This is a genomic window from Streptomyces huasconensis (assembly GCF_021028635.1).
In the GTDB taxonomy this organism is placed as follows: Bacteria; Actinomycetota; Actinomycetes; order Streptomycetales; family Streptomycetaceae; genus Streptomyces; species Streptomyces huasconensis.
In genome coordinates this window covers 4817648-4834894 of sequence record NZ_CP086119.1, presented here as the reverse complement: position 1 = coordinate 4834894, position 17247 = coordinate 4817648, and the positions used below count along the sequence as shown (strand labels likewise).

Below are 17247 nucleotides of genomic sequence, written 5' to 3'. Positions count from 1 at the left end.
GAACTACTGCGCGACCTGGGTGATCTCGAACGGGACCGGCTGCTGAGCGCCGTGCGGGTGCTGGTCGCCCGCGTAGACCTTCAGCTTCGAGAGCATCTGACGGCCCAGGGTGTTCTTGGGGAGCATGCCCTTGACGGCCTTCTCGACGGCCTTCTCGGGGTTCTTGTCGAGCAGCTCGTCGTAACGGACGGACCGCAGACCACCCGGGTAACCGGAGTGGCGGTACGCCATCTTCTGGGTCTTCTTGTTGCCGGAGAGGTGCACCTTGTCCGCGTTGATGATGATGACGAAGTCACCGGTGTCGACGTGGGGGGCGTAGATCGGCTTGTGCTTGCCACGCAGGAGGGTGGCGGCGGTGGTCGCCAGACGGCCCAGGACGATGTCCCGGGCGTCGATGACGTGCCACTGGCGGGTCACATCGCCGGGCTTGGGGCTGTACGTACGCACTTAGTAGCCTTCGCTTCTTCAGTGGATGGGGTCCAGACACACGGCACCCAGGAAGCGATCATGCAGCTGAGGCCCACAATGCCGGGGACGCTGCCCGTATGCGAGCCACTGGTAACTGCTCCAGGGAACCTACGTAAAGGCCCTTTCGCGTGAGATCGAGGACACCAATACGTATCAATCCCCGAGAGTACCCGCGCCGCCCCGTACCGGTCAAAACGCGGCCCCGGAGACCGGAACCGGCGACTCATGCACCACGGACAGGACTGCACTCGTCAGGGTAAGGGCCCACCCGCTCCACCCCGCACCGCCCGCGCAGCGCCCCCGCCGCACACGCCCACCCGACCGTGCCCGCCAGCAGACACAGCGTCGCCGCGTCCTTGAAGGCCCGCCGCGTCATCGGCTCCAGCCAGGGCCAGGCGAAGCCGGGCACCTGCGGCACCAGCGCCACCCAGAACCACGGGCCGCGCGCCGGAGCCCCCGCCGTCAGCGCCCCCGCGAGCAGCAGCGGCAGCACGACCAGGAGGTAGTGGTCGTACGAGGGCCGCGAGACGAGGAAGGCCGAGAGCATCAGCATCGTGGCGCACTCCACCACCCTGGACGGCCCCTCGTCCCCCCTCCCCCACCGCCGCCAGGCACACCACACCCCGGCCGCGGCAGCACACCCCGCGAGCAGCGTCGCCGCCGACTGCGGCACCCCGACCCGCGCGAGCACCGCCGAAGGCGACGCCTCGTAGAGCCGTACGAAGGCGTCGTCGCCGCGCAGCAGGAAGGGCAGCGTCCGCGTGAAGAACCCGGCGGGGTCCGGCATCACCAGCGCCGCCCCCAGCGAGGCGACCGCGGGGACCGCGACCACCATCCCGAGCGCCCGCCACCGCCCCGCGAAGACGAAGAGGAGCGCGACGGGCACGAGCAGCGGCTTCACGGCCACGGCGGCGCCGATGACGAGCCCGGCCGCGGTCCACCGCCCGCGGCACACCAGCAGCAGGGCGAAGGGCAGCGCCGCGGCGGAGGCCACCGTCCAGTTGCCGAGCCGGACGAGGTGCCCGAAGGGCGTGAAGCCGAGCGCGAGCCCCAGCAGGCCGTACGCGGCGAACCGGCTGCGCCACGGGACCCCGTACAGCCGCAGCGCGCACAGCCAGCCCGCGACGAGCCCCGCGGTGACACCCGCGGGCACCAGGAAGCGCACCACCCCGGCGGGGAGCAGGGCCTGCGGCACCGCCGCGAGGACGGCCGCGGGCAGGTAGAGGAAGTGCCGGTCGGCGTAGGGCGAGCGCCCGTGCAGCCAGGCCTCGGCGGCCCGCACCACGATGGCGTTGTCCATGCCGCCGTCGGGTGCCCGCAGCCCCACCCGGACGGCCCCGGCGAGCAGCACGAGACCGAGCACGGCCCGGACATGCCACCCGGAAGGCTGCAACAACCATCCACTTACCGCCGATTTGCCCGTGTTCATACGGTTCAGGCTAGGCCGGGAACCCCGCGCGACCCCCGCTCAACATCCCCAACTCCCCGTCTAAGATGCGCCCCATGAGCTTTGGGCAAGGGGGACCTCAGTGGGGTCCGGGGGGAACGGGCGGCCCCGGCGGCGGGCCCACGCCCGACTGGGCGGCGCTCGCCGAAGCCTCCGAGGCGCGCGCACGGCGCCGCAAGTGGCTGATGATCGGCGGCGGAGCGTTCGCCACGATCGGCATCGCGGCGGCCGTGGCGATCACCGTCGTCTCCGCGAACAGCGGCGACGCCACCGCCTCGAACAAGCCGGCCAGTGAGCTGCCGGCGACGGCGGACATCCCCGGGGAGAGCGACGAGCCGGGCCCGACCTTCAAGGAGACCACGCCGCCGCCCCCGCCGGACCCCAAGGACTTCATCTCCAGCGCCAAGAAGGACAAGGCGCCCCTCACCCCGGAGGGCCTCTTCCCCGGCAGGACGTTCACCTCGGGCGAGACGGTCTACAAGAAGGGCGCGACGGACAGCACCAAGAGCTGCGCGTCCGTCACCCAGCCCGCCCTCGGCGCGATCCTCGCCCGGCACGACTGCACACGCCTGATCCGCGCCAGCTACCTCAAGGGCGGCATCGCGGTCACCATCGGCGTCGCCGTCTTCGACACCTCGGCCGAGGCCAAGAAGGTCAAGGACGAGGTGGAGAAGGGCCTGGTCACCGCGTTGCCCGGCAAGGGCGTGCCCGGCTTCTGCCGGACCGGGGTGTGCCGCGGCACGTACAACGCGTACGGCCGCTACGCGTACTTCACCACCACCGGCTACACCAACGGCAAGGACGTCACGACGGGCGACAGCAAGGCCTACGCCGCCGGTGACACCCTCGCCCGCTTCGCCTTCCAGCGGATCAACCAGCGGGGCGAGGCCCAGGCGTCGGCCGCGGCCGCCGCCCCGCAGTAGGGCGACGGCCTGTTCAGCAGCAGCCGGCGCCGGGCAGCGTCCGCTTGTTGCGCGCTTCCTTGCTGCGCGCGGCGAGCAGCTCGTCGGCGGGGTAGCCGACCTCCTCCAGCGTGAGGCCGTGCGGCCGCACGACGTGCACCGCCGAGTCCCGCACGCGCGCCTGAAGCACCTTCCCGGGCCACTCCACGGGCCGGTGCCCGTCCCCCACGAACAGCATGGCGCCGACGAGCGAGCGCACCATGTTGTGGCAGAAGGCGTCGGCGCGGACGGTCGCCTCAAGGATGCCGTCGGGGCGCCGCTCCCACCGCAGCTCCTGGAGCGTACGGATGGTGGTGGCCCCCTCACGCCGCTTGCAGTAGGCGGCGAAGTCGTGCTCGCCGATCAGGTGCTCGGCGGCGGCGTTCATGGCGTCGAGGTCCAACTCCCAGTCGTGCCACAGCACATGACCGCGCAGCAGCGGGTCGACACCGCCGGGGTGGTCGGTGACGCGGTAGGCGTACCGCCGCCACACCGCGGAGAACCGCGCGTTGAACCCGGCGGGCGCCTCGGCCACCTTCCACACCCGCACGTCGTGCGGCAGCCGCCCCGCGAGCCGCCGCAGCAGCTTTTCGCGGTGCTCCTCCCACACGCCCTCGGGCAGGTCGACGTGGGCGACCTGCCCCCGCGCGTGCACCCCGCTGTCGGTCCGCCCCGCGACGGTCAGCTCGTACGTCTCCTGGGAGCGCGTCACGGTCCGCAGCGCGGCCTCGATCTCCCCCTGGACGGTCCGCTGCCCGTCCCGCTGCTTGGCCCACCCGGAGAAGCCCTTGCCGTCGTACGACAGGTCAAGCCGCACCCGCACGAACCCGGGCTCTACTTCGTCACTCACTCGTGGATCAAATCCTCTCAGGCAACAAAAAGCGGGCCCGCCCCTGGCAAGGGACGGACCCGCATCGCCCCCGAAGGGGCGCGGGGAACTGCGCGACCAGCCACGACGAGCCCGCCGCCGAAGACGCGCAGCCCCCGGCAGAACGCTTACGCGTCCTTCGACTCCTCGGCCGGGGCCTCGGCAGCCTCGTCGGACTTGGCCTCGACGGCCTCGTCCTTCTTCAGGCTGTCTTCCTTGACCGCGCGCTTCGTGGCGGCCTCGGCCTCACCGGTGGCCTCCTGGGCCACGGTCAGGGCCTCCACCAGCTCGATGACCGCCATGGGCGCGTTGTCGCCACGACGGTTACCGATCTTGGTGATACGGGTGTAGCCACCCGGGCGGTTCTCGTAGCGCGGGCCGATCTCCGTGAAGAGCGTGTGCACGATGCTCTTGTCGGTGATGACGGACAGCACCTGGCGGCGGTTGTGAAGGTCACCCTTCTTCGCCTTGGTGACCAGACGCTCCGCGTACGGACGCAGGCGACGGGCCTTCGCCTCGGTGGTGGTGATGCGGCCGTACTCGAAGAGCTGCTTGGCGAGGTTCGCCAGCAGAAGCTTCTCGTGCGCGGCGCTGCCGCCCAGACGGGCACCCTTGGCGGGCTTCGGCATGGTGTTTCTCCTCATGATCTGCCCCGGCCGTATCAGGTACCGGGGTCAGCGGCCGCGCCCCGATAGGGGCGCGGGGAACTGCGCGAGCAACCACGACGCACGCGCAGCCAAAATCAAACCGTCAGTCCCGAGCTCTTAGTACTGCTCGGTCTCGACGAACCCGGCGTCCGCGTCATCGTCCGCACCAAAGGCGTCCGCGGCGGCGGTCGGGTCGAAGCCGGGAGGCGAGTCCTTGAGGGCCAGGCCCATCCCGTTGAGCTTCATCTTGACCTCGTCGATCGACTTCGCACCGAAGTTGCGGATGTCGAGCAGGTCGGCCTCGGAGCGGGCGACAAGCTCGCCCACCGAGTGGATGCCCTCGCGCTTGAGGCAGTTGTACGACCGAACGGTGAGCTCCAGCTCCTCGATCGGCAGCGCCAGGTCGGCGGCCAGGGCGGCGTCCGTCGGCGACGGGCCCATGTCGATGCCCTCGGCGTCGATGTTCAGCTCGCGGGCGAGACCGAACAGCTCGACCAGGGTCTTGCCGGCCGACGCCATGGCGTCACGCGGACGCATGGCCTGCTTGGTCTCGACGTCGACGATCAGCTTGTCGAAGTCGGTGCGCTGCTCGACACGCGTGGCCTCGACCTTGTACGTGACCTTCAGGACCGGCGAGTAGATCGAGTCGACCGGGATGCGCCCGATCTCCTGACCGACCTGCTTGTTCTGGACGGCGGAGACGTAGCCGCGGCCGCGCTCGACGGTCAGCTCCATCTCCAGCTTGCCCTTGCCGTTGAGCGTGGCGAGGACGAGGTCGGGGTTGTGCACCTCGACACCGGCCGGCGGGGCGATGTCGGCGGCGGTCACCAGGCCCGGACCCTGCTTGCGCAGGTACATCACGACGGGCTCGTCGTGCTCGCTGCTGACGACCAGCTGCTTGATGTTGAGGATGAGGTCGGTGACGTCTTCCTTGACGCCCGGCACGGTGGTGAACTCGTGCAGGACACCGTCGATGCGGATGGACGTGACGGCCGCACCCGGGATCGAGGAGAGGAGCGTACGACGCAGGGAGTTGCCGAGGGTGTAGCCGAAGCCCGGCTCCAGCGGCTCGATCACGAACCGGGAGCGGAATTCGTCGACGACCTCTTCGGTCAACGAGGGACGCTGAGCAATCAGCATGTTGCGATCCTTCAGTCAGGGGCACCCACTATTTGATGCCCTGAATTCACTACAAGGGTACGGGCGGCACGCCTCCGAAGAGCCGTACCGCCCGGAACCTCAAGAACTGCCGTGCGTCAGACGCGGCGGCGCTTGGGCGGACGGCAGCCATTGTGCGGCGTGGGCGTCACGTCCTGGATCGAGCCGACCTCGAGGCCGGTGGCCTGGAGCGAACGGATGGCGGTCTCGCGACCGGAACCCGGGCCCTTGACGAAGACGTCGACCTTGCGCATGCCGTGCTCCTGCGCGCGACGGGCAGCCGACTCGGCGGCCATCTGCGCGGCGAACGGCGTGGACTTGCGCGAGCCCTTGAAACCGACGTGGCCGGCGGAGGCCCACGAGATCACGTTGCCGGTCGGGTCCGTGATGGACACGATCGTGTTGTTGAACGTGCTCTTGATGTGAGCGTGCCCGTGGGCAACGTTCTTCTTTTCCTTGCGGCGCACCTTCTTGGCAGCGCCCTGACGACCCTTGGGGGGCATCTATAACTCCTACGGGAGGTGGTCGGTCCTGCAGCGTCAGCTGTCGATAGACCGCTGAGCGAGGACTACTTCTTGCCCGGCTTCTTCTTACCGGCGATGGCGCGACGCGGGCCCTTGCGGGTGCGGGCGTTGGTGCTGGTGCGCTGACCGCGGACGGGCAGGCCACGACGGTGACGCAGACCCTGGTAGCAGCCGATCTCGACCTTGCGGCGGATGTCGGCCTGGATCTCGCGACGGAGGTCACCCTCGGTCTTGATGTTGGCGTCCACGTACTCGCGGATCTTGACGAGGTCTTCCTCGGTCAGGTCGCGGACGCGGGTGTTGCGGTCCACCTCGGTGGCGTCCAGCGTCTGCTGGGCCAGCGTGCGGCCGATGCCGAACACGTAGGTGAGGGCAACCTCGATGCGCTTGTCGCGCGGGAGGTCAACGCCTTCAACGCGTGCCATTCATGGCTCCTGTTGATTCTTCGGAGGTCTTCAGCAGAACCACTCCCAGCCGCCGTCCTCTTCTGACTCGAGAAGAGTTGGTACGGACTGGGTCCCCGGCCTCCGACCGGGGGTGTCGCCCTCCATTACCGGATGGAACTGAAGAGGGACGGGTCCTGCATATGTGCTTTACGTGCGTCGCGCGAAAATCTGCGAACTGCAGTCGTGCGTCAGCCCTGGCGCTGCTTGTGGCGCGGGTTGTCGCAGATGATCATGACCCGGCCGTGACGGCGGATCACCCTGCACTTGTCGCAGATCTTCTTGACGCTCGGCTTGACCTTCATTGGGTGAGGTTCTCCGGGTCAGTGCCACCACCCCGCCGCGGCGGAGTGCGGGCAAGATCTACTTGTACCGGTAGACGATCCGGCCACGCGTCAGGTCGTACGGAGACAGCTCCACCACGACCCGGTCGTCAGGGAGGATGCGGATGTAGTGCATGCGCATCTTGCCGCTGATGTGTGCCAGGACCTGGTGGCCGTTCTGGAGCTCCACCTTGAACATGGCGTTCGGAAGAGACTCGACGACAGTGCCTTCGATCTCGATGGCACCTTGCTTCTTGGCCACGCTTCGCCCTTCGAATCGACTACCTTGATCGGCCCCGCACTGGCGCGCCTCCGGATGGAGACACACGGATGCACGAGAGCCGACGCGTCAGTCTACGTCAGCGCACTCCGAAAGACGAATCGAGAAAGTCTGCCCCACCACCAAGATCCTTAAGCAGAGGGGGTCAGCCTCGGTCCAGCGGGTCCGGCGCCGCCGTCACCCCGTACTCCGCCAGCTTCGCCCGGCCGCAGTCCGGGGCCGTGAGTACCAGCGGGCCCTCCTCCGTCAGCGCCACCGAGTGCTCCCAGTGCGAGGACCAGGTGCCGTCCGTCGTGATGACGGTCCAGTCGTCCTCCAGGACCTCCGTGCGCGGGGTGCCGAGGGAGACCATCGGCTCGATCGCGAGGCAGAAGCCGGGGACCAGCTTGGGGCCCTTGCCGCGGCGGCGCTCGACGTAGTTCAGGAGGTGCGGGTCCATGTGCATCTCGGTGCCGATGCCGTGCCCGCCGTAGTCCTCGATGATCCCGTATTTGCCGCCGCCCGGCTTCGGCTGGCGGCGGATGTACGTCTCGATGGCGCGGGAGATGTCGACGAGCCGGTTGCCCTGCTTCATGGCCGCGAGCCCGGCCCACATCGACTCCTCGGTCACCCGGGAGAGCTCGATCAGCTCCGGGGCGTGACCGGTGCCGACGAACGCGGTGTACGCCGCGTCGCCGTGCCAGCCGTCGATGATCGCGCCGGCGTCGATGGAGATGATGTCGCCGTCCTTCAGGACGGTCTTCTCGTCGGGGATGCCGTGGACGACGACCTCGTTGACGGAGGTGCAGATCGTCGCGGGGAAGCCGCCGTACCCGAGGAAGTTCGACTTCGCGCCGTGCTCGGCGATCACCTTGCGGGCGACCTCGTCCAGGTCCTTGGTGGTGGCGCCGGGCACCGCGGCCTCACGGGTGGCGGCGTGAATCGCGGCGACGACAAGGCCCGCCTCACGCATCTTCGCGATCTGCTCGGGGGTCTTGATCTGCACCATGGGGCTTCCGCTCTCCGTCATCCGTCGACAAACCGGCTACGCACCCACGAACCGGGTACGTAGACAACAGTACGGCCGCGGTCCCCCGACAGGGCACCGCGGCCGAAACAGCGTACTGACTACTTGTCGCCCGTGAGGGCGTCCATCGCGCGCGCGGTGACCTCGTCCACCTTGCCGAGCGCCGAGATCGTCACGACCAGGCCCTGGGTCCGGTAGTAGTCGATGATCGGCTCGGTCTGCGTGTGGTAGACCTCAAGCCGCTTGCGGACGGTGTCCTCGCTGTCGTCCGGGCGCTGGTACAGCTCACCGCCGCAGACGTCGCAGACGCCCTCCTGCTTCGGCGGCGAGTACGTCACGTGGAAGACGTGACTGGACTCCTTGCGGCAGACGCGACGGCCGGCGATCCGCTTGACGACCTCGTCCTCGGGGACCTCCAGGTCCAGGACGGCGTCGAGCTTCACGTCATCGGCCTTCAGCGCCACGTCCAGCGCCTCCGCCTGCGACACGTTGCGCGGGAACCCGTCGAGCAGGAAGCCGTTCACGGCGTCCGGCTGCGCCATGCGCTCCTTGGCCATGCCGATCGTCACTTCGTCGGGCACGAGGTTGCCGGCGTGGATGTACTCCTTCGCCCGCTTGCCCAGCTCCGTGCCCTGGCTCATGTGGGCACGGAAGAGGTCGCCCGTGGAGATGTGCGGGATCGACAGGTTCTTGGCGAGGTACGCGGCCTGCGTTCCCTTGCCCGCACCGGGCGGCCCGACGAGGACGATTCGCATCAGCGGAGGAACCCTTCGTAATTGCGCTGCTGGAGCTGGCTCTCGATCTGCTTCACGGTTTCCAGACCCACACCCACGATGATGAGGATGCTCGTCCCGCCGAAGGGGAAGTTCTGGTTGGCCCCGAAGCCCACCAACGCCATCGTCGGCACAAGAGCGATCAGACCCAGATACAGCGAACCCGGCCAGGTGATCCGGTTGAGTACGTAGCTCAGGTACTCAGCGGTCGGACGGCCAGCCCGGATGCCCGGGATGAAGCCACCATACTTCTTCATGTTGTCGGCGACTTCCTCGGGGTTGAAGGAGATCGCGACGTAGAAGAAGGCGAAGAAGACGATCAGGATGAAGTACGTGGCGATGTAGATCGGGTGGTCACCCTTGGTCAGGTTCGCCTCGATCCACAGCTTCCATCCCGCGTTGCCGCCCGCGAACTGGGCGACCAGCGCCGGAATGTAGAGCAGTGAAGAGGCGAAGATCACAGGGATGATGCCCGCCTGGTTCACCTTCAGCGGGATGTACGTCGACGTCCCGCCGTAGGACCGGCGGCCGATCATGCGCTTCGCGTACTGGACCGGGATGCGCCGCTGCGCCTGCTCGACGAAGACCACCAGGCCGACCATGACGAGACCCACCGCGATCACGGTGCCGAACTCGATCCAGCCGTCCGCCAGCGAGCCCTGCTCCTTGATGGCCCACAGGGCGCTCGGGAAGGTCGCGGCGATCGAGATGAACATCAGGATCGACATGCCGTTGCCGATGCCGCGGTCGGTGATCAGCTCACCGAGCCACATCACGCAGGCCGTGCCGGCGGTCATCGTGATGACCATCGTGATGGTGACGAAGATCGACTGGTCAGGAACGATCTCGCTGGCGACGGGGCAACCGCTGAACAGGGTGCCGGTGCGGGCCGTGGCCACCAGGCCCGTGCCCTGCAGGATCGCGAGCGCGATGGTCAGATAGCGCGTGTACTGCGTGATCTTCGCCGTGCCGGCCTGGCCCTCCTTCTTGAGGGCTTCGAGTCGCGGGATCACCACGGTCAGCAGCTGCAGAATGATGCTCGCCGTGATGTACGGCATGATGCCGAGCGCGAAGATCGTGATCTGCAGCAGCGCGCCACCGCTGAACATGTTGACGAGACCGAACAGGCCCTGGGTCTGACTCTGGTTGTCGATGCAGGCCTGGACGTTCTTGTAGCTGACACCGGGGATCGGCACATGCGTGCCCACCCGGTAGATCACGATGATGCCGAGCGTGAAGAGCAGCTTCTTGCGCAGGTCGGGCGTCTTGAACGCCCGGGCGAACGCGGTGAGCACGGTGCCTCCTGCGACCCCCGCGCGCGTGCGTCAGAGGTGGTGGTCTTGAGGTTCGACGAATACGTATCAGTCAACAAAACCGTGCGGGCAGACCGCACGGAGCTTAGACAGTGCACGCCACCTTACCGGCGACCGTGCCCCCCTTGGAACGACCAACCGGGGATGCCCCTTTTGTGGGGCATCCCCGGCTGGGAATCGCTCATGTCATCGACACGTCTGAGGAAGTCAGACGAGCTCGGTGACAGTACCGCCCGCGGCGGTGATCTTCTCCTTGGCGGAGCCGGAGACGGCGTCGACCGTCACCTGCAGCGCCACGGTGAGCTCACCCTGGCCGAGGACCTTGACGAGGCTGTTCTTGCGAACGGCACCCTTGGCGACGAGACCCTCGACGGTGACCTCGCCACCCTCCGGGTACAGCGCGCTCAGCTTGTCGAGGTTCACGACCTGGAACTCGGTCTTGAACGGGTTCTTGAAGCCCTTGAGCTTCGGGAGACGCATGTGGAGGGGCATCTGGCCACCCTCGAAGCGCTCCGGAACCTGGTAACGGGCCTTGGTGCCCTTGGTACCACGACCAGCGGTCTTACCCTTGGACGCCTCACCACGACCCACACGGGTCTTGGCGGTCTTGGCGCCCGGGGCGGGCCGGAGGTTGTGGACCTTCAGCGGGTTCTGCTCCGCCATGTCAGTCGACCTCCTCAACCGTCACGAGGTGGCGGACGGTGTGCACCATGCCGCGGAACTCGGGACGGTCCTCCTTGACGACCTGCGTGTTGATGCCCTTGAGACCAAGGGAACGCAGGGTGTCGCGGTGGTTCTGCTTGCTGCCGATGTACGACTTCGTCTGCGTGATCTTGAGCTGTGCCATTACGCAGCACCAGCCCCGGCACGCGCCCGCAGCAGAGCCGCGGGGGCGACGTCCTCGAGGGGCAGACCACGGCGAGCCGCGATCTCCTCGGGACGCTGCAGACCCTTGAGGGCCGCCACGGTCGCGTGCACGATGTTGATCGCGTTCGACGAACCGAGCGACTTCGACAGGATGTCGTGAACGCCGGCGCACTCGAGCACGGCACGCACCGGGCCACCGGCGATAACACCGGTACCGGGGGAAGCAGGCTTGAGCAGGACGACGCCCGCGGCCTTCTCGCCCGTGATCGGGTGCGGGATGGTGCCCTGGATACGGGGGACCTTGAAGAAGTGCTTCTTGGCCTCCTCAACACCCTTGGCGATGGCGGCCGGCACCTCCTTGGCCTTGCCGTAACCGACACCCACGGTGCCGTCACCGTCGCCCACCACGACCAGCGCGGTGAAGCTGAAGCGACGACCACCCTTCACAACCTTGGCGACGCGGTTGATCGCGACAACGCGCTCAACGTACGCGGTCTTCTCGGCGGCGGCGTTGCCACCGTCGCGACCCTTCCGGTCCCGCCGCTCGCCGCCACCGGCACCGCCACCGCGGCGCTGGGGTCCAGCCATTGGAATTACCTCTCTCTGTTTCCGCTAGCTACGGAACCGACTCAGAACTTGAGTCCGGCTTCGCGGGCGGCGTCCGCCAGGGCGGCGATGCGCCCGGCGTACTGGTTACCACCACGGTCGAACACGACAGTCTCGACACCGGCGGCCTTGGCGCGCTCGGCGACCAGGGCGCCGACCGACTTGGCGGCCGCGGACTTGTCGCCCTCGGCACCGCGGATCGTGGAGTCCAGGGTCGACGCCGACGCCAGGGTGTGACCCTTGATGTCGTCGATGACCTGGGCCACGATGTGGCGGTTGGAGCGCGTCACGACCAGGCGCGGACGCTCAGCCGTACCCGAGATGTGCTTACGGATGCGGATGTGACGACGCTTGATGGCAGCACGCTTGTAAGCGTCGCCCTTAGCAATCTTGACACCGTATGCCATGGCTTACTTACCCGCCTTTCCGACCTTGCGGCGGATGACTTCGCCTTCGTACTTGACGCCCTTGGCCTTGTACGGGTCGGGCTTGCGCAGCTTGCGGATGTTGGCCGCAACCTCGCCGACCTTCTGCTTGTCGATGCCCTCGACCGAGAACTTGGTCGCCGATTCGACCTTGAAGGAGATGCCCTCGGGCGCCTCGATCAGGATCGGGTGGCTGTAGCCGAGCGAGAACTCCAGGTTGGAGCCCTTCGCCAGGACGCGGTAACCGACACCGCTGATTTCGAGCTTCTTCACGTAACCCTGGGTCACGCCGGTGATCATGTTCGCCACCAGCGTGCGGGACAGGCCGTGGAGGGCCTTGTTCTGACGCTCGTCGTTCGGGCGGGTGACGTTCAGAACGCCGTCCTCACCCTTAGCGATCTCGATCGGCGCGACGATGGTGTGGCTCAGGGTGCCCTTGGGACCCTTGACCGCGACCGTCTGGCCGTCGATGGTGACGTCCACGCCGGCGGGAACCGTGATGGGGAGCTTGCCAATACGCGACATTAGCTATTCCTCCGTTCCCGACTACCAGACGTAGGCGAGGACTTCCCCACCTACGCCCTTCTTGCCTGCCTGCTGGCCGGTCAGGAGACCGTGCGACGTGGAGATGATCGCCACGCCCAGGCCGCCGAGGACCTTCGGCAGGTTGGTGGACTTCGCGTAAACCCGGAGACCGGGCTTGGAGATCCGCTTGATGCCCGCGATGGAGCGCTCACGGTTCGGGCCGAACTTCAGCTCGAGAACGAGGTTCTTGCCAACCTCGGCGTCCTCGACCTTCCAGCCCGTGATGAAGCCCTCCTGCTGGAGGATCTCCGCGATGTGAGACTTGATCTTGCTGTGCGGCATCGCCACGGTGTCGTGGTACGCCGAGTTCGCGTTACGCAGACGAGTCAGCATGTCCGCGATCGGATCAGTCATGGTCATGAATTGGCCTTCGGCCTCTCTCGCCGGGGTTTCCTATCTGCGCCATCCCTCTCCCCACTCAGAGGCGGGACGGGTGCGGCGCGGGGACCTACGGCGTAGTAAGTCGGTCAGGGCGGCAGACGCCCAACCCTCCTAGCCTAAGCCATGGAGAGCGGGGCCTCTGCCGACCCTTTACTTACCGAGAGATCCAGGAGTCCTAAAACCCTTGAAGGGCAGGACTACCAGGAGCTCTTGGTCACGCCCGGGAGCTCGCCGCGGTGAGCCATCTCACGAAGGCACACGCGGCAGAGGCCGAACTTGCGGTAGACGGAGTGCGGACGGCCGCAGCGCTGGCAGCGGGTGTACGCACGCACACCGAACTTGGGCTTACGAGCAGCCTTGGCAATGAGAGCCTTCTTCGCCATCTCGCTTACGCCTCCTTGAACGGGAAGCCGAGGTGACGAAGGAGCGCGCGGCCCTCAGCGTCGTTGGTCGCCGTGGTGACCACGGTGATGTCCATACCCCGGACGCGGTCGATCTTGTCCTGGTCGATCTCGTGGAACATGACCTGCTCCGTGAGACCGAAGGTGTAGTTGCCACGGCCGTCGAACTGCTTGGGGGACAGGCCACGGAAGTCGCGGATGCGCGGCAGCGCGAGCGACAGGGTGCGGTCCAGGAACTCCCACATGCGGTCGCCACGGAGCGTGACGTGGCAGCCGATCGGCTGACCCTCGCGCAGCTTGAACTGCGCGATGGACTTCCGGGCCTTCGTCACGGCCGGCTTCTGGCCGGTGATCGTGGTGAGGTCGCGGATGGCACCGTCGATCAGCTTCGAGTCACGGGCGGCGTCGCCGACACCCATGTTGACCACGATCTTGACGAGGCCGGGGATCTGCATGACGTTCTCGTACGAGAACTCCTCACGCAGCTTGCCCGCGATCTCCTCGCGGTACTTCGTCTTGAGACGCGGAGTGGTGGTGGTCGTCATCAGATGTCCTCACCCGTCCGCTTGGCAACGCGGATCTTGTTGCCCTCGTCGTCGAAGCGGTAACCGACGCGCGTGACGACCTTGTTGCCGTCCTTCTCCACGACCAGCTGGACGTTGGAGACGTGGACGGGGGCCTCGGTGGTCACGATGCCGCCGGCCTGCGAGCCGCTGGCGGTCGGGCCGGCCTTCGTGTGCTTCTTGACCCGGTTGACACCCTCGACCAGGACGCGCTCCTCGCGCGGGTAAGCGGCAATGACCTTGCCCTGCTTGCCCTTGTCCTTACCGGTGATGACCTGGACCAGGTCGCCCTTCTTGATCTTCATGCTTACAGCACCTCCGGCGCGAGCGAGATGATCTTCATGAACTTCTTCTCGCGCAGCTCACGGCCGACGGGGCCGAAGATACGGGTGCCGCGAGGGTCGCCGTCGTTCTTCAGAATGACGGCGGCGTTCTCGTCGAAGCGGATGTACGAGCCGTCCGGACGGCGGCGCTCCTTGACGGTGCGAACGATGACCGCCTTGACGACGTCACCCTTCTTCACGTTGCCACCGGGGATCGCGTCCTTCACGGTGGCGACAATGACGTCACCGATGCCCGCGTAGCGGCGACCCGAGCCACCGAGAACACGGATGGTGAGAATTTCCTTCGCACCCGTGTTGTCGGCGACGCGCAGTCGCGACTCCTGCTGGATCACGTCTATCTCCTGATTGTCTGCCGGTTCCCGGCAGGGGCCTCGCTCCTACGAGTGGGCCCCTGCCGAGCCTGGCGGAACGAACTCTGAGGGATGCCTCAGAGAATTACTTGGCCTTCTCGAGGATCTCGACGATGCGCCAGCGCTTGGTCGCCGACAGCGGACGCGTCTCCATCAGGAGGACGCGGTCGCCGACGCCGGCAGCGTTCTGCTCGTCGTGCGCCTTGAGCTTGTTCGTACGGCGGATGACCTTGCCGTACAGCGCGTGCTTGACGCGGTCCTCGACGGCGACGACGACGGTCTTGTCCATCTTGTCGCTGACGACCAGACCCTCACGGGTCTTGCGGAAGCCGCGGGTCTCGGTGTTCTCAGTCACGTTGCTCTCGCTCATCAGGCGCTCTCCACCGTCTCGATGCCCAGCTCGCGCTCACGCATCAGGGTGTAGATCCGCGCGATGTCCTTTCGGACGGCCTTGAGCCGACCGTGGTTCTCGAGCTGACCCGTCGCCGCCTGGAAGCGGAGGTTGAACAGCTCTTCCTTGGCTTCGCGAAGCTTGTTGACAAGCTCCTCGTCGCCCAGCTCGCGCAGCTCGGAAGCCTTGGTACCGGCCGACATCACGACTCACCTGCCTCGCGCCGGACGATGCGGCACTTCATCGGAAGCTTGTGAGCAGCGCGGGTGAGCGCCTCACGAGCAATCTTCTCGTTCGGGTAGGACAGCTCGAACATCACCCGACCGGGCTTGACGTTCGCGATCCACCACTCGGGAGAACCCTTACCGGAACCCATGCGGGTCTCGGCGGGCTTCTTGGTGAGCGGACGGTCCGGGTAGATGTTGATCCAGACCTTGCCGCCACGCTTGATGTGGCGGGTCATCGCGATACGAGCCGCCTCGATCTGGCGGTTGGTCACGTACGCCGGAGTGAGGGCCTGAATGCCGTACTCGCCGAACGCAACCTGCGTACCACCCTTGGACATACCGCTGCGCTTCGGGTGGTGCTGCTTGCGGTGCTTGACCCTACGGGGGATCAGCATTTCGGTCAGGCCTCCGTTCCGGTGCTCTCAGCAGCCGGAGCAGCGGCGGACGCCTCGGCCTTGGGGGCCTCGGCGGCCGGAGCCGACTGCTGCGGCTTGCGACCGCGACCGCCACGCTCGCCACCGCGGCCACCACGGGCCGGGCGGTCGTTGCCGCCACGGGCCGGGCGGTTGCCGGCGCGGGCAGCGGCGTTCTCGGCGCGGACCTCGGCGATGTTCTTGACGTCGCCCTTGTAGATCCAGACCTTCACGCCGATGCGGCCGAAGGTCGTCTTGGCCTCGAAGAAGCCGTAGTCGACGTTGGCGCGGAGCGTGTGCAGGGGCACGCGGCCCTCGCGGTAGAACTCCGAGCGCGACATCTCGGCGCCGCCGAGACGGCCACCACACTGGATCTTGATGCCCTTGGCGCCCGCCTTCATCGCCGACTGCATGCTCTTGCGCATGGCACGACGGAAGGAGACGCGGGAGGACAGCTGCTCCGCCACGGCCTGGGCCACGAGCTGAGCGTCGACCTCGGGGTTCTTGACCTCGAGGATGTTCAGCTGGACCTGCTTGCCCGTGAGCTTCTCGAGGTCGCCGCGGATGCGGTCGGCCTCGGCGCCACGGCGGCCGATGACGATGCCGGGACGAGCGGTGTGGATGTCCACACGCACGCGGTCACGGGTGCGCTCGATCTCCACCTTCGAGATGCCGGCGCGCTCCATGCCGGACGTCATCATCCGACGGATGGCGACGTCTTCCTTGACGTAGTCCTTGTACAGCTTGTCGGCGTACCAACGCGACTTGAAGTCGGTCGTGACACCGAGCCGGAACCCGTGCGGGTTTACCTTCTGGCCCATTACCGGGTTCCTTCCTTGCTGCTGACGACCACGGTGATGTGGCTGGTCCGCTTACGGATCCGGTAGGCACGGCCCTGAGCACGCGGACGGAACCGCTTCAGGGTCGGGCCCTCATCCACGTACGCCTCGCTGATGACCAGCGAAGAGGCGTCGGTGTGGTCGTAGTTGTGCGCGGCGTTGGCAATGGCGCTGTCCAGCACCTTGCCGACCGGCACGCTCGCGGCCTGCGGGGCGAAACGCAGGACCGCCTGAGCCTCCGTGGCATCCATGCCACGGATGAGGTCCACCACGCGGCGGGCCTTCATGGGCGTGACGCGGATGTACCGCGCCTGGGCCCTGGCTTCCATGGTTGTCCCTTCGGTGTTAGTCATAGTCGATTCCACCCCGCCTTAGCGGCGCTTCGACTTCCGGTCGTCCTTGACGTGACCCCGGAAGGTGCGCGTCGGCGAGAACTCGCCGAGCTTGTGGCCGACCATCGACTCGGTGACGAACACCGGGATGTGGGTCTTGCCGTTGTGCACCGCGATCGTGTGGCCCAGCATGCTGGGGATGATCATCGAGCGACGGGACCAGGTCTTGATGACGTTCTTGGTGCCGGCTTCGTTCTGGGCGTCCACCTTCTTTACGAGGTGGTCGTCGACGAAGGGCCCCTTCTTGAGACTGCGCGGCATCTAAACCCGCT

Annotated in this window: 29 protein-coding genes; 1 reads left to right on the top strand and 28 read right to left on the bottom strand. The window is 67.1% G+C overall.

The window, feature by feature from the left end:
* Nucleotides 1-3: 3 nt before the first annotated feature.
* A complete protein-coding gene (rplM, locus tag J2N69_RS22175) occupies nucleotides 4-447 on the bottom strand; it encodes a 50S ribosomal protein L13 (RefSeq protein ID WP_230902296.1) in 444 nt (147 codons plus the stop codon).
* Between the two features lie 244 nt (nucleotides 448-691).
* Entirely contained in the window at nucleotides 692-1897 is a 1206-nt protein-coding gene (locus J2N69_RS22170; protein WP_230902295.1) for a glycosyltransferase family 87 protein, read from the bottom strand.
* A 74-nt stretch (nucleotides 1898-1971) separates the two neighbouring features.
* Between J2N69_RS22170 and J2N69_RS22165 the strand changes: the two genes are divergently transcribed.
* Entirely contained in the window at nucleotides 1972-2838 is an 867-nt protein-coding gene (locus tag J2N69_RS22165; protein ID WP_230902294.1) for a hypothetical protein, read from the top strand.
* A gap of 13 nt (nucleotides 2839-2851) precedes the next feature.
* Here J2N69_RS22165 and truA read toward each other — a convergent pair whose 3' ends face one another.
* The 26 genes from truA to rpsS form a co-directional block, all read right to left on the bottom strand.
* On the bottom strand, nucleotides 2852-3706 hold the full coding sequence (gene truA / locus J2N69_RS22160; RefSeq protein ID WP_205034731.1) for a tRNA pseudouridine(38-40) synthase TruA: 855 nt from the start codon (nucleotides 3704-3706) through the stop codon (nucleotides 2852-2854).
* Between the two features lie 146 nt (nucleotides 3707-3852).
* Nucleotides 3853-4353, bottom strand: coding sequence for a 50S ribosomal protein L17 (gene rplQ / locus J2N69_RS22155; protein WP_127912745.1), 501 nt, complete (start codon nucleotides 4351-4353; stop codon nucleotides 3853-3855).
* Between the two features lie 135 nt (nucleotides 4354-4488).
* Nucleotides 4489-5511, bottom strand: a complete 1023-nt coding sequence (locus J2N69_RS22150) for a DNA-directed RNA polymerase subunit alpha (RefSeq protein ID WP_016645160.1) — start codon at nucleotides 5509-5511, stop codon at nucleotides 4489-4491.
* A gap of 116 nt (nucleotides 5512-5627) precedes the next feature.
* Complete coding sequence (gene rpsK, locus J2N69_RS22145) at nucleotides 5628-6032, bottom strand: 30S ribosomal protein S11 (protein WP_003948617.1); 405 nt, start codon at nucleotides 6030-6032, stop codon at nucleotides 5628-5630.
* 65 nt (nucleotides 6033-6097) lie between these two features.
* Entirely contained in the window at nucleotides 6098-6478 is a 381-nt protein-coding gene (gene rpsM / locus J2N69_RS22140; RefSeq protein ID WP_127912744.1) for a 30S ribosomal protein S13, read from the bottom strand.
* A gap of 209 nt (nucleotides 6479-6687) precedes the next feature.
* Nucleotides 6688-6801 carry a 50S ribosomal protein L36 gene (gene rpmJ, locus J2N69_RS22135; protein ID WP_003948619.1) on the bottom strand — a complete coding sequence of 38 codons (114 nt, stop codon included), beginning with the start codon at nucleotides 6799-6801 and terminating at the stop codon, nucleotides 6688-6690.
* A 58-nt stretch (nucleotides 6802-6859) separates the two neighbouring features.
* A complete protein-coding gene (infA, locus tag J2N69_RS22130) occupies nucleotides 6860-7081 on the bottom strand; it encodes a translation initiation factor IF-1 (protein ID WP_003948620.1) in 222 nt (73 codons plus the stop codon).
* A 163-nt stretch (nucleotides 7082-7244) separates the two neighbouring features.
* On the bottom strand, nucleotides 7245-8087 hold the full coding sequence (gene map / locus J2N69_RS22125; protein ID WP_230902293.1) for a type I methionyl aminopeptidase: 843 nt from the start codon (nucleotides 8085-8087) through the stop codon (nucleotides 7245-7247).
* A 119-nt stretch (nucleotides 8088-8206) separates the two neighbouring features.
* Nucleotides 8207-8860 carry an adenylate kinase gene (locus J2N69_RS22120; RefSeq protein ID WP_230902292.1) on the bottom strand — a complete coding sequence of 218 codons (654 nt, stop codon included), beginning with the start codon at nucleotides 8858-8860 and terminating at the stop codon, nucleotides 8207-8209.
* Complete coding sequence (secY, locus tag J2N69_RS22115; protein WP_127912611.1) at nucleotides 8860-10173, bottom strand: preprotein translocase subunit SecY; 1314 nt, start codon at nucleotides 10171-10173, stop codon at nucleotides 8860-8862. Before secY ends, J2N69_RS22120 begins: the two co-directional genes overlap by 1 nt.
* A gap of 225 nt (nucleotides 10174-10398) precedes the next feature.
* Nucleotides 10399-10854 carry a 50S ribosomal protein L15 gene (gene rplO / locus J2N69_RS22110; protein WP_062775150.1) on the bottom strand — a complete coding sequence of 152 codons (456 nt, stop codon included), beginning with the start codon at nucleotides 10852-10854 and terminating at the stop codon, nucleotides 10399-10401.
* A gap of 1 nt (nucleotide 10855) precedes the next feature.
* The gene (gene rpmD, locus J2N69_RS22105; RefSeq protein WP_005481207.1) at nucleotides 10856-11038 is read right to left on the bottom strand and encodes a 50S ribosomal protein L30; all 183 of its coding nucleotides are present in this window, start codon (nucleotides 11036-11038) and stop codon (nucleotides 10856-10858) included.
* Nucleotides 11038-11646 (bottom strand): 30S ribosomal protein S5, encoded by a 609-nt coding sequence (rpsE, locus tag J2N69_RS22100; RefSeq protein WP_127912612.1) that lies wholly within the window; start codon nucleotides 11644-11646, stop codon nucleotides 11038-11040. The genes rpmD and rpsE overlap by 1 nt, the downstream gene beginning before the upstream one ends.
* Nucleotides 11647-11687: 41 nt before the next feature.
* Entirely contained in the window at nucleotides 11688-12071 is a 384-nt protein-coding gene (gene rplR / locus J2N69_RS22095; RefSeq protein WP_127912613.1) for a 50S ribosomal protein L18, read from the bottom strand.
* A gap of 3 nt (nucleotides 12072-12074) precedes the next feature.
* On the bottom strand, nucleotides 12075-12614 hold the full coding sequence (gene rplF, locus J2N69_RS22090) for a 50S ribosomal protein L6 (protein WP_055527119.1): 540 nt from the start codon (nucleotides 12612-12614) through the stop codon (nucleotides 12075-12077).
* A gap of 21 nt (nucleotides 12615-12635) precedes the next feature.
* A complete protein-coding gene (gene rpsH, locus J2N69_RS22085) occupies nucleotides 12636-13034 on the bottom strand; it encodes a 30S ribosomal protein S8 (RefSeq protein ID WP_018528360.1) in 399 nt (132 codons plus the stop codon).
* Between the two features lie 218 nt (nucleotides 13035-13252).
* On the bottom strand, nucleotides 13253-13438 hold the full coding sequence (locus J2N69_RS22080) for a type Z 30S ribosomal protein S14 (RefSeq protein ID WP_003956452.1): 186 nt from the start codon (nucleotides 13436-13438) through the stop codon (nucleotides 13253-13255).
* A gap of 5 nt (nucleotides 13439-13443) precedes the next feature.
* Nucleotides 13444-14001 (bottom strand): 50S ribosomal protein L5, encoded by a 558-nt coding sequence (gene rplE / locus J2N69_RS22075; RefSeq protein ID WP_062775145.1) that lies wholly within the window; start codon nucleotides 13999-14001, stop codon nucleotides 13444-13446.
* On the bottom strand, nucleotides 14001-14324 hold the full coding sequence (gene rplX / locus J2N69_RS22070; RefSeq protein ID WP_030685463.1) for a 50S ribosomal protein L24: 324 nt from the start codon (nucleotides 14322-14324) through the stop codon (nucleotides 14001-14003). The genes rplE and rplX overlap by 1 nt, the downstream gene beginning before the upstream one ends.
* 2 nt (nucleotides 14325-14326) lie before the next feature.
* The gene (gene rplN / locus J2N69_RS22065) at nucleotides 14327-14695 is read right to left on the bottom strand and encodes a 50S ribosomal protein L14 (protein WP_003974257.1); all 369 of its coding nucleotides are present in this window, start codon (nucleotides 14693-14695) and stop codon (nucleotides 14327-14329) included.
* Nucleotides 14696-14798: 103 nt separating this feature from the next.
* Nucleotides 14799-15083 (bottom strand): 30S ribosomal protein S17, encoded by a 285-nt coding sequence (gene rpsQ / locus J2N69_RS22060; RefSeq protein ID WP_125514477.1) that lies wholly within the window; start codon nucleotides 15081-15083, stop codon nucleotides 14799-14801.
* The gene (gene rpmC / locus J2N69_RS22055) at nucleotides 15083-15307 is read right to left on the bottom strand and encodes a 50S ribosomal protein L29 (RefSeq protein ID WP_127912615.1); all 225 of its coding nucleotides are present in this window, start codon (nucleotides 15305-15307) and stop codon (nucleotides 15083-15085) included. The genes rpsQ and rpmC overlap by 1 nt, the downstream gene beginning before the upstream one ends.
* Nucleotides 15307-15726, bottom strand: a complete 420-nt coding sequence (gene rplP / locus J2N69_RS22050) for a 50S ribosomal protein L16 (RefSeq protein ID WP_014047785.1) — start codon at nucleotides 15724-15726, stop codon at nucleotides 15307-15309. The genes rpmC and rplP overlap by 1 nt, the downstream gene beginning before the upstream one ends.
* Nucleotides 15727-15731: 5 nt before the next feature.
* A complete protein-coding gene (rpsC, locus tag J2N69_RS22045; RefSeq protein WP_127912616.1) occupies nucleotides 15732-16565 on the bottom strand; it encodes a 30S ribosomal protein S3 in 834 nt (277 codons plus the stop codon).
* Nucleotides 16565-16912 (bottom strand): 50S ribosomal protein L22, encoded by a 348-nt coding sequence (gene rplV, locus J2N69_RS22040; RefSeq protein ID WP_004571827.1) that lies wholly within the window; start codon nucleotides 16910-16912, stop codon nucleotides 16565-16567. The genes rpsC and rplV overlap by 1 nt, the downstream gene beginning before the upstream one ends.
* Nucleotides 16913-16954: 42 nt before the next feature.
* A complete protein-coding gene (rpsS, locus tag J2N69_RS22035; RefSeq protein ID WP_030782571.1) occupies nucleotides 16955-17236 on the bottom strand; it encodes a 30S ribosomal protein S19 in 282 nt (93 codons plus the stop codon).
* Between the last annotated feature and the right edge of the window lie 11 nt (nucleotides 17237-17247).

Bases quoted from the DNA above. Each gene is read 5' to 3' on its own strand.
- J2N69_RS22170 (WP_230902295.1), bottom strand. From the start codon at position 1,897: ATGAACACGGGCAAATCGGCGGTAAGTGGATGGTTGTTGCAGCCTTCC.
- J2N69_RS22165 (WP_230902294.1), top strand. From the start codon at position 1,972: ATGAGCTTTGGGCAAGGGGGACCTCAGTGGGGTCCGGGGGGAACGGGC.
- rplQ (WP_127912745.1), bottom strand. From the start codon at position 4,353: ATGCCGAAGCCCGCCAAGGGTGCCCGTCTGGGCGGCAGCGCCGCGCAC.
- J2N69_RS22150 (WP_016645160.1), bottom strand. From the start codon at position 5,511: ATGCTGATTGCTCAGCGTCCCTCGTTGACCGAAGAGGTCGTCGACGAA.
- rpsK (WP_003948617.1), bottom strand. From the start codon at position 6,032: ATGCCCCCCAAGGGTCGTCAGGGCGCTGCCAAGAAGGTGCGCCGCAAG.
- rpsM (WP_127912744.1), bottom strand. From the start codon at position 6,478: ATGGCACGCGTTGAAGGCGTTGACCTCCCGCGCGACAAGCGCATCGAG.
- rpmJ (WP_003948619.1), bottom strand. From the start codon at position 6,801: ATGAAGGTCAAGCCGAGCGTCAAGAAGATCTGCGACAAGTGCAGGGTG.
- map (WP_230902293.1), bottom strand. From the start codon at position 8,087: ATGGTGCAGATCAAGACCCCCGAGCAGATCGCGAAGATGCGTGAGGCG.
- J2N69_RS22120 (WP_230902292.1), bottom strand. From the start codon at position 8,860: ATGCGAATCGTCCTCGTCGGGCCGCCCGGTGCGGGCAAGGGAACGCAG.
- rplO (WP_062775150.1), bottom strand. From the start codon at position 10,854: ATGGCGGAGCAGAACCCGCTGAAGGTCCACAACCTCCGGCCCGCCCCG.
- rpmD (WP_005481207.1), bottom strand. From the start codon at position 11,038: ATGGCACAGCTCAAGATCACGCAGACGAAGTCGTACATCGGCAGCAAG.
- rpsE (WP_127912612.1), bottom strand. From the start codon at position 11,646: ATGGCTGGACCCCAGCGCCGCGGTGGCGGTGCCGGTGGCGGCGAGCGG.
- rplR (WP_127912613.1), bottom strand. From the start codon at position 12,071: ATGGCATACGGTGTCAAGATTGCTAAGGGCGACGCTTACAAGCGTGCT.
- rplF (WP_055527119.1), bottom strand. From the start codon at position 12,614: ATGTCGCGTATTGGCAAGCTCCCCATCACGGTTCCCGCCGGCGTGGAC.
- rpsH (WP_018528360.1), bottom strand. From the start codon at position 13,034: ATGACCATGACTGATCCGATCGCGGACATGCTGACTCGTCTGCGTAAC.
- J2N69_RS22080 (WP_003956452.1), bottom strand. From the start codon at position 13,438: ATGGCGAAGAAGGCTCTCATTGCCAAGGCTGCTCGTAAGCCCAAGTTC.
- rplE (WP_062775145.1), bottom strand. From the start codon at position 14,001: ATGACGACCACCACCACTCCGCGTCTCAAGACGAAGTACCGCGAGGAG.
- rplX (WP_030685463.1), bottom strand. From the start codon at position 14,324: ATGAAGATCAAGAAGGGCGACCTGGTCCAGGTCATCACCGGTAAGGAC.
- rpsQ (WP_125514477.1), bottom strand. From the start codon at position 15,083: ATGAGCGAGAGCAACGTGACTGAGAACACCGAGACCCGCGGCTTCCGC.
- rpmC (WP_127912615.1), bottom strand. From the start codon at position 15,307: ATGTCGGCCGGTACCAAGGCTTCCGAGCTGCGCGAGCTGGGCGACGAG.
- rplP (WP_014047785.1), bottom strand. From the start codon at position 15,726: ATGCTGATCCCCCGTAGGGTCAAGCACCGCAAGCAGCACCACCCGAAG.
- rpsC (WP_127912616.1), bottom strand. From the start codon at position 16,565: ATGGGCCAGAAGGTAAACCCGCACGGGTTCCGGCTCGGTGTCACGACC.
- rplV (WP_004571827.1), bottom strand. From the start codon at position 16,912: ATGGAAGCCAGGGCCCAGGCGCGGTACATCCGCGTCACGCCCATGAAG.
- rpsS (WP_030782571.1), bottom strand. From the start codon at position 17,236: ATGCCGCGCAGTCTCAAGAAGGGGCCCTTCGTCGACGACCACCTCGTA.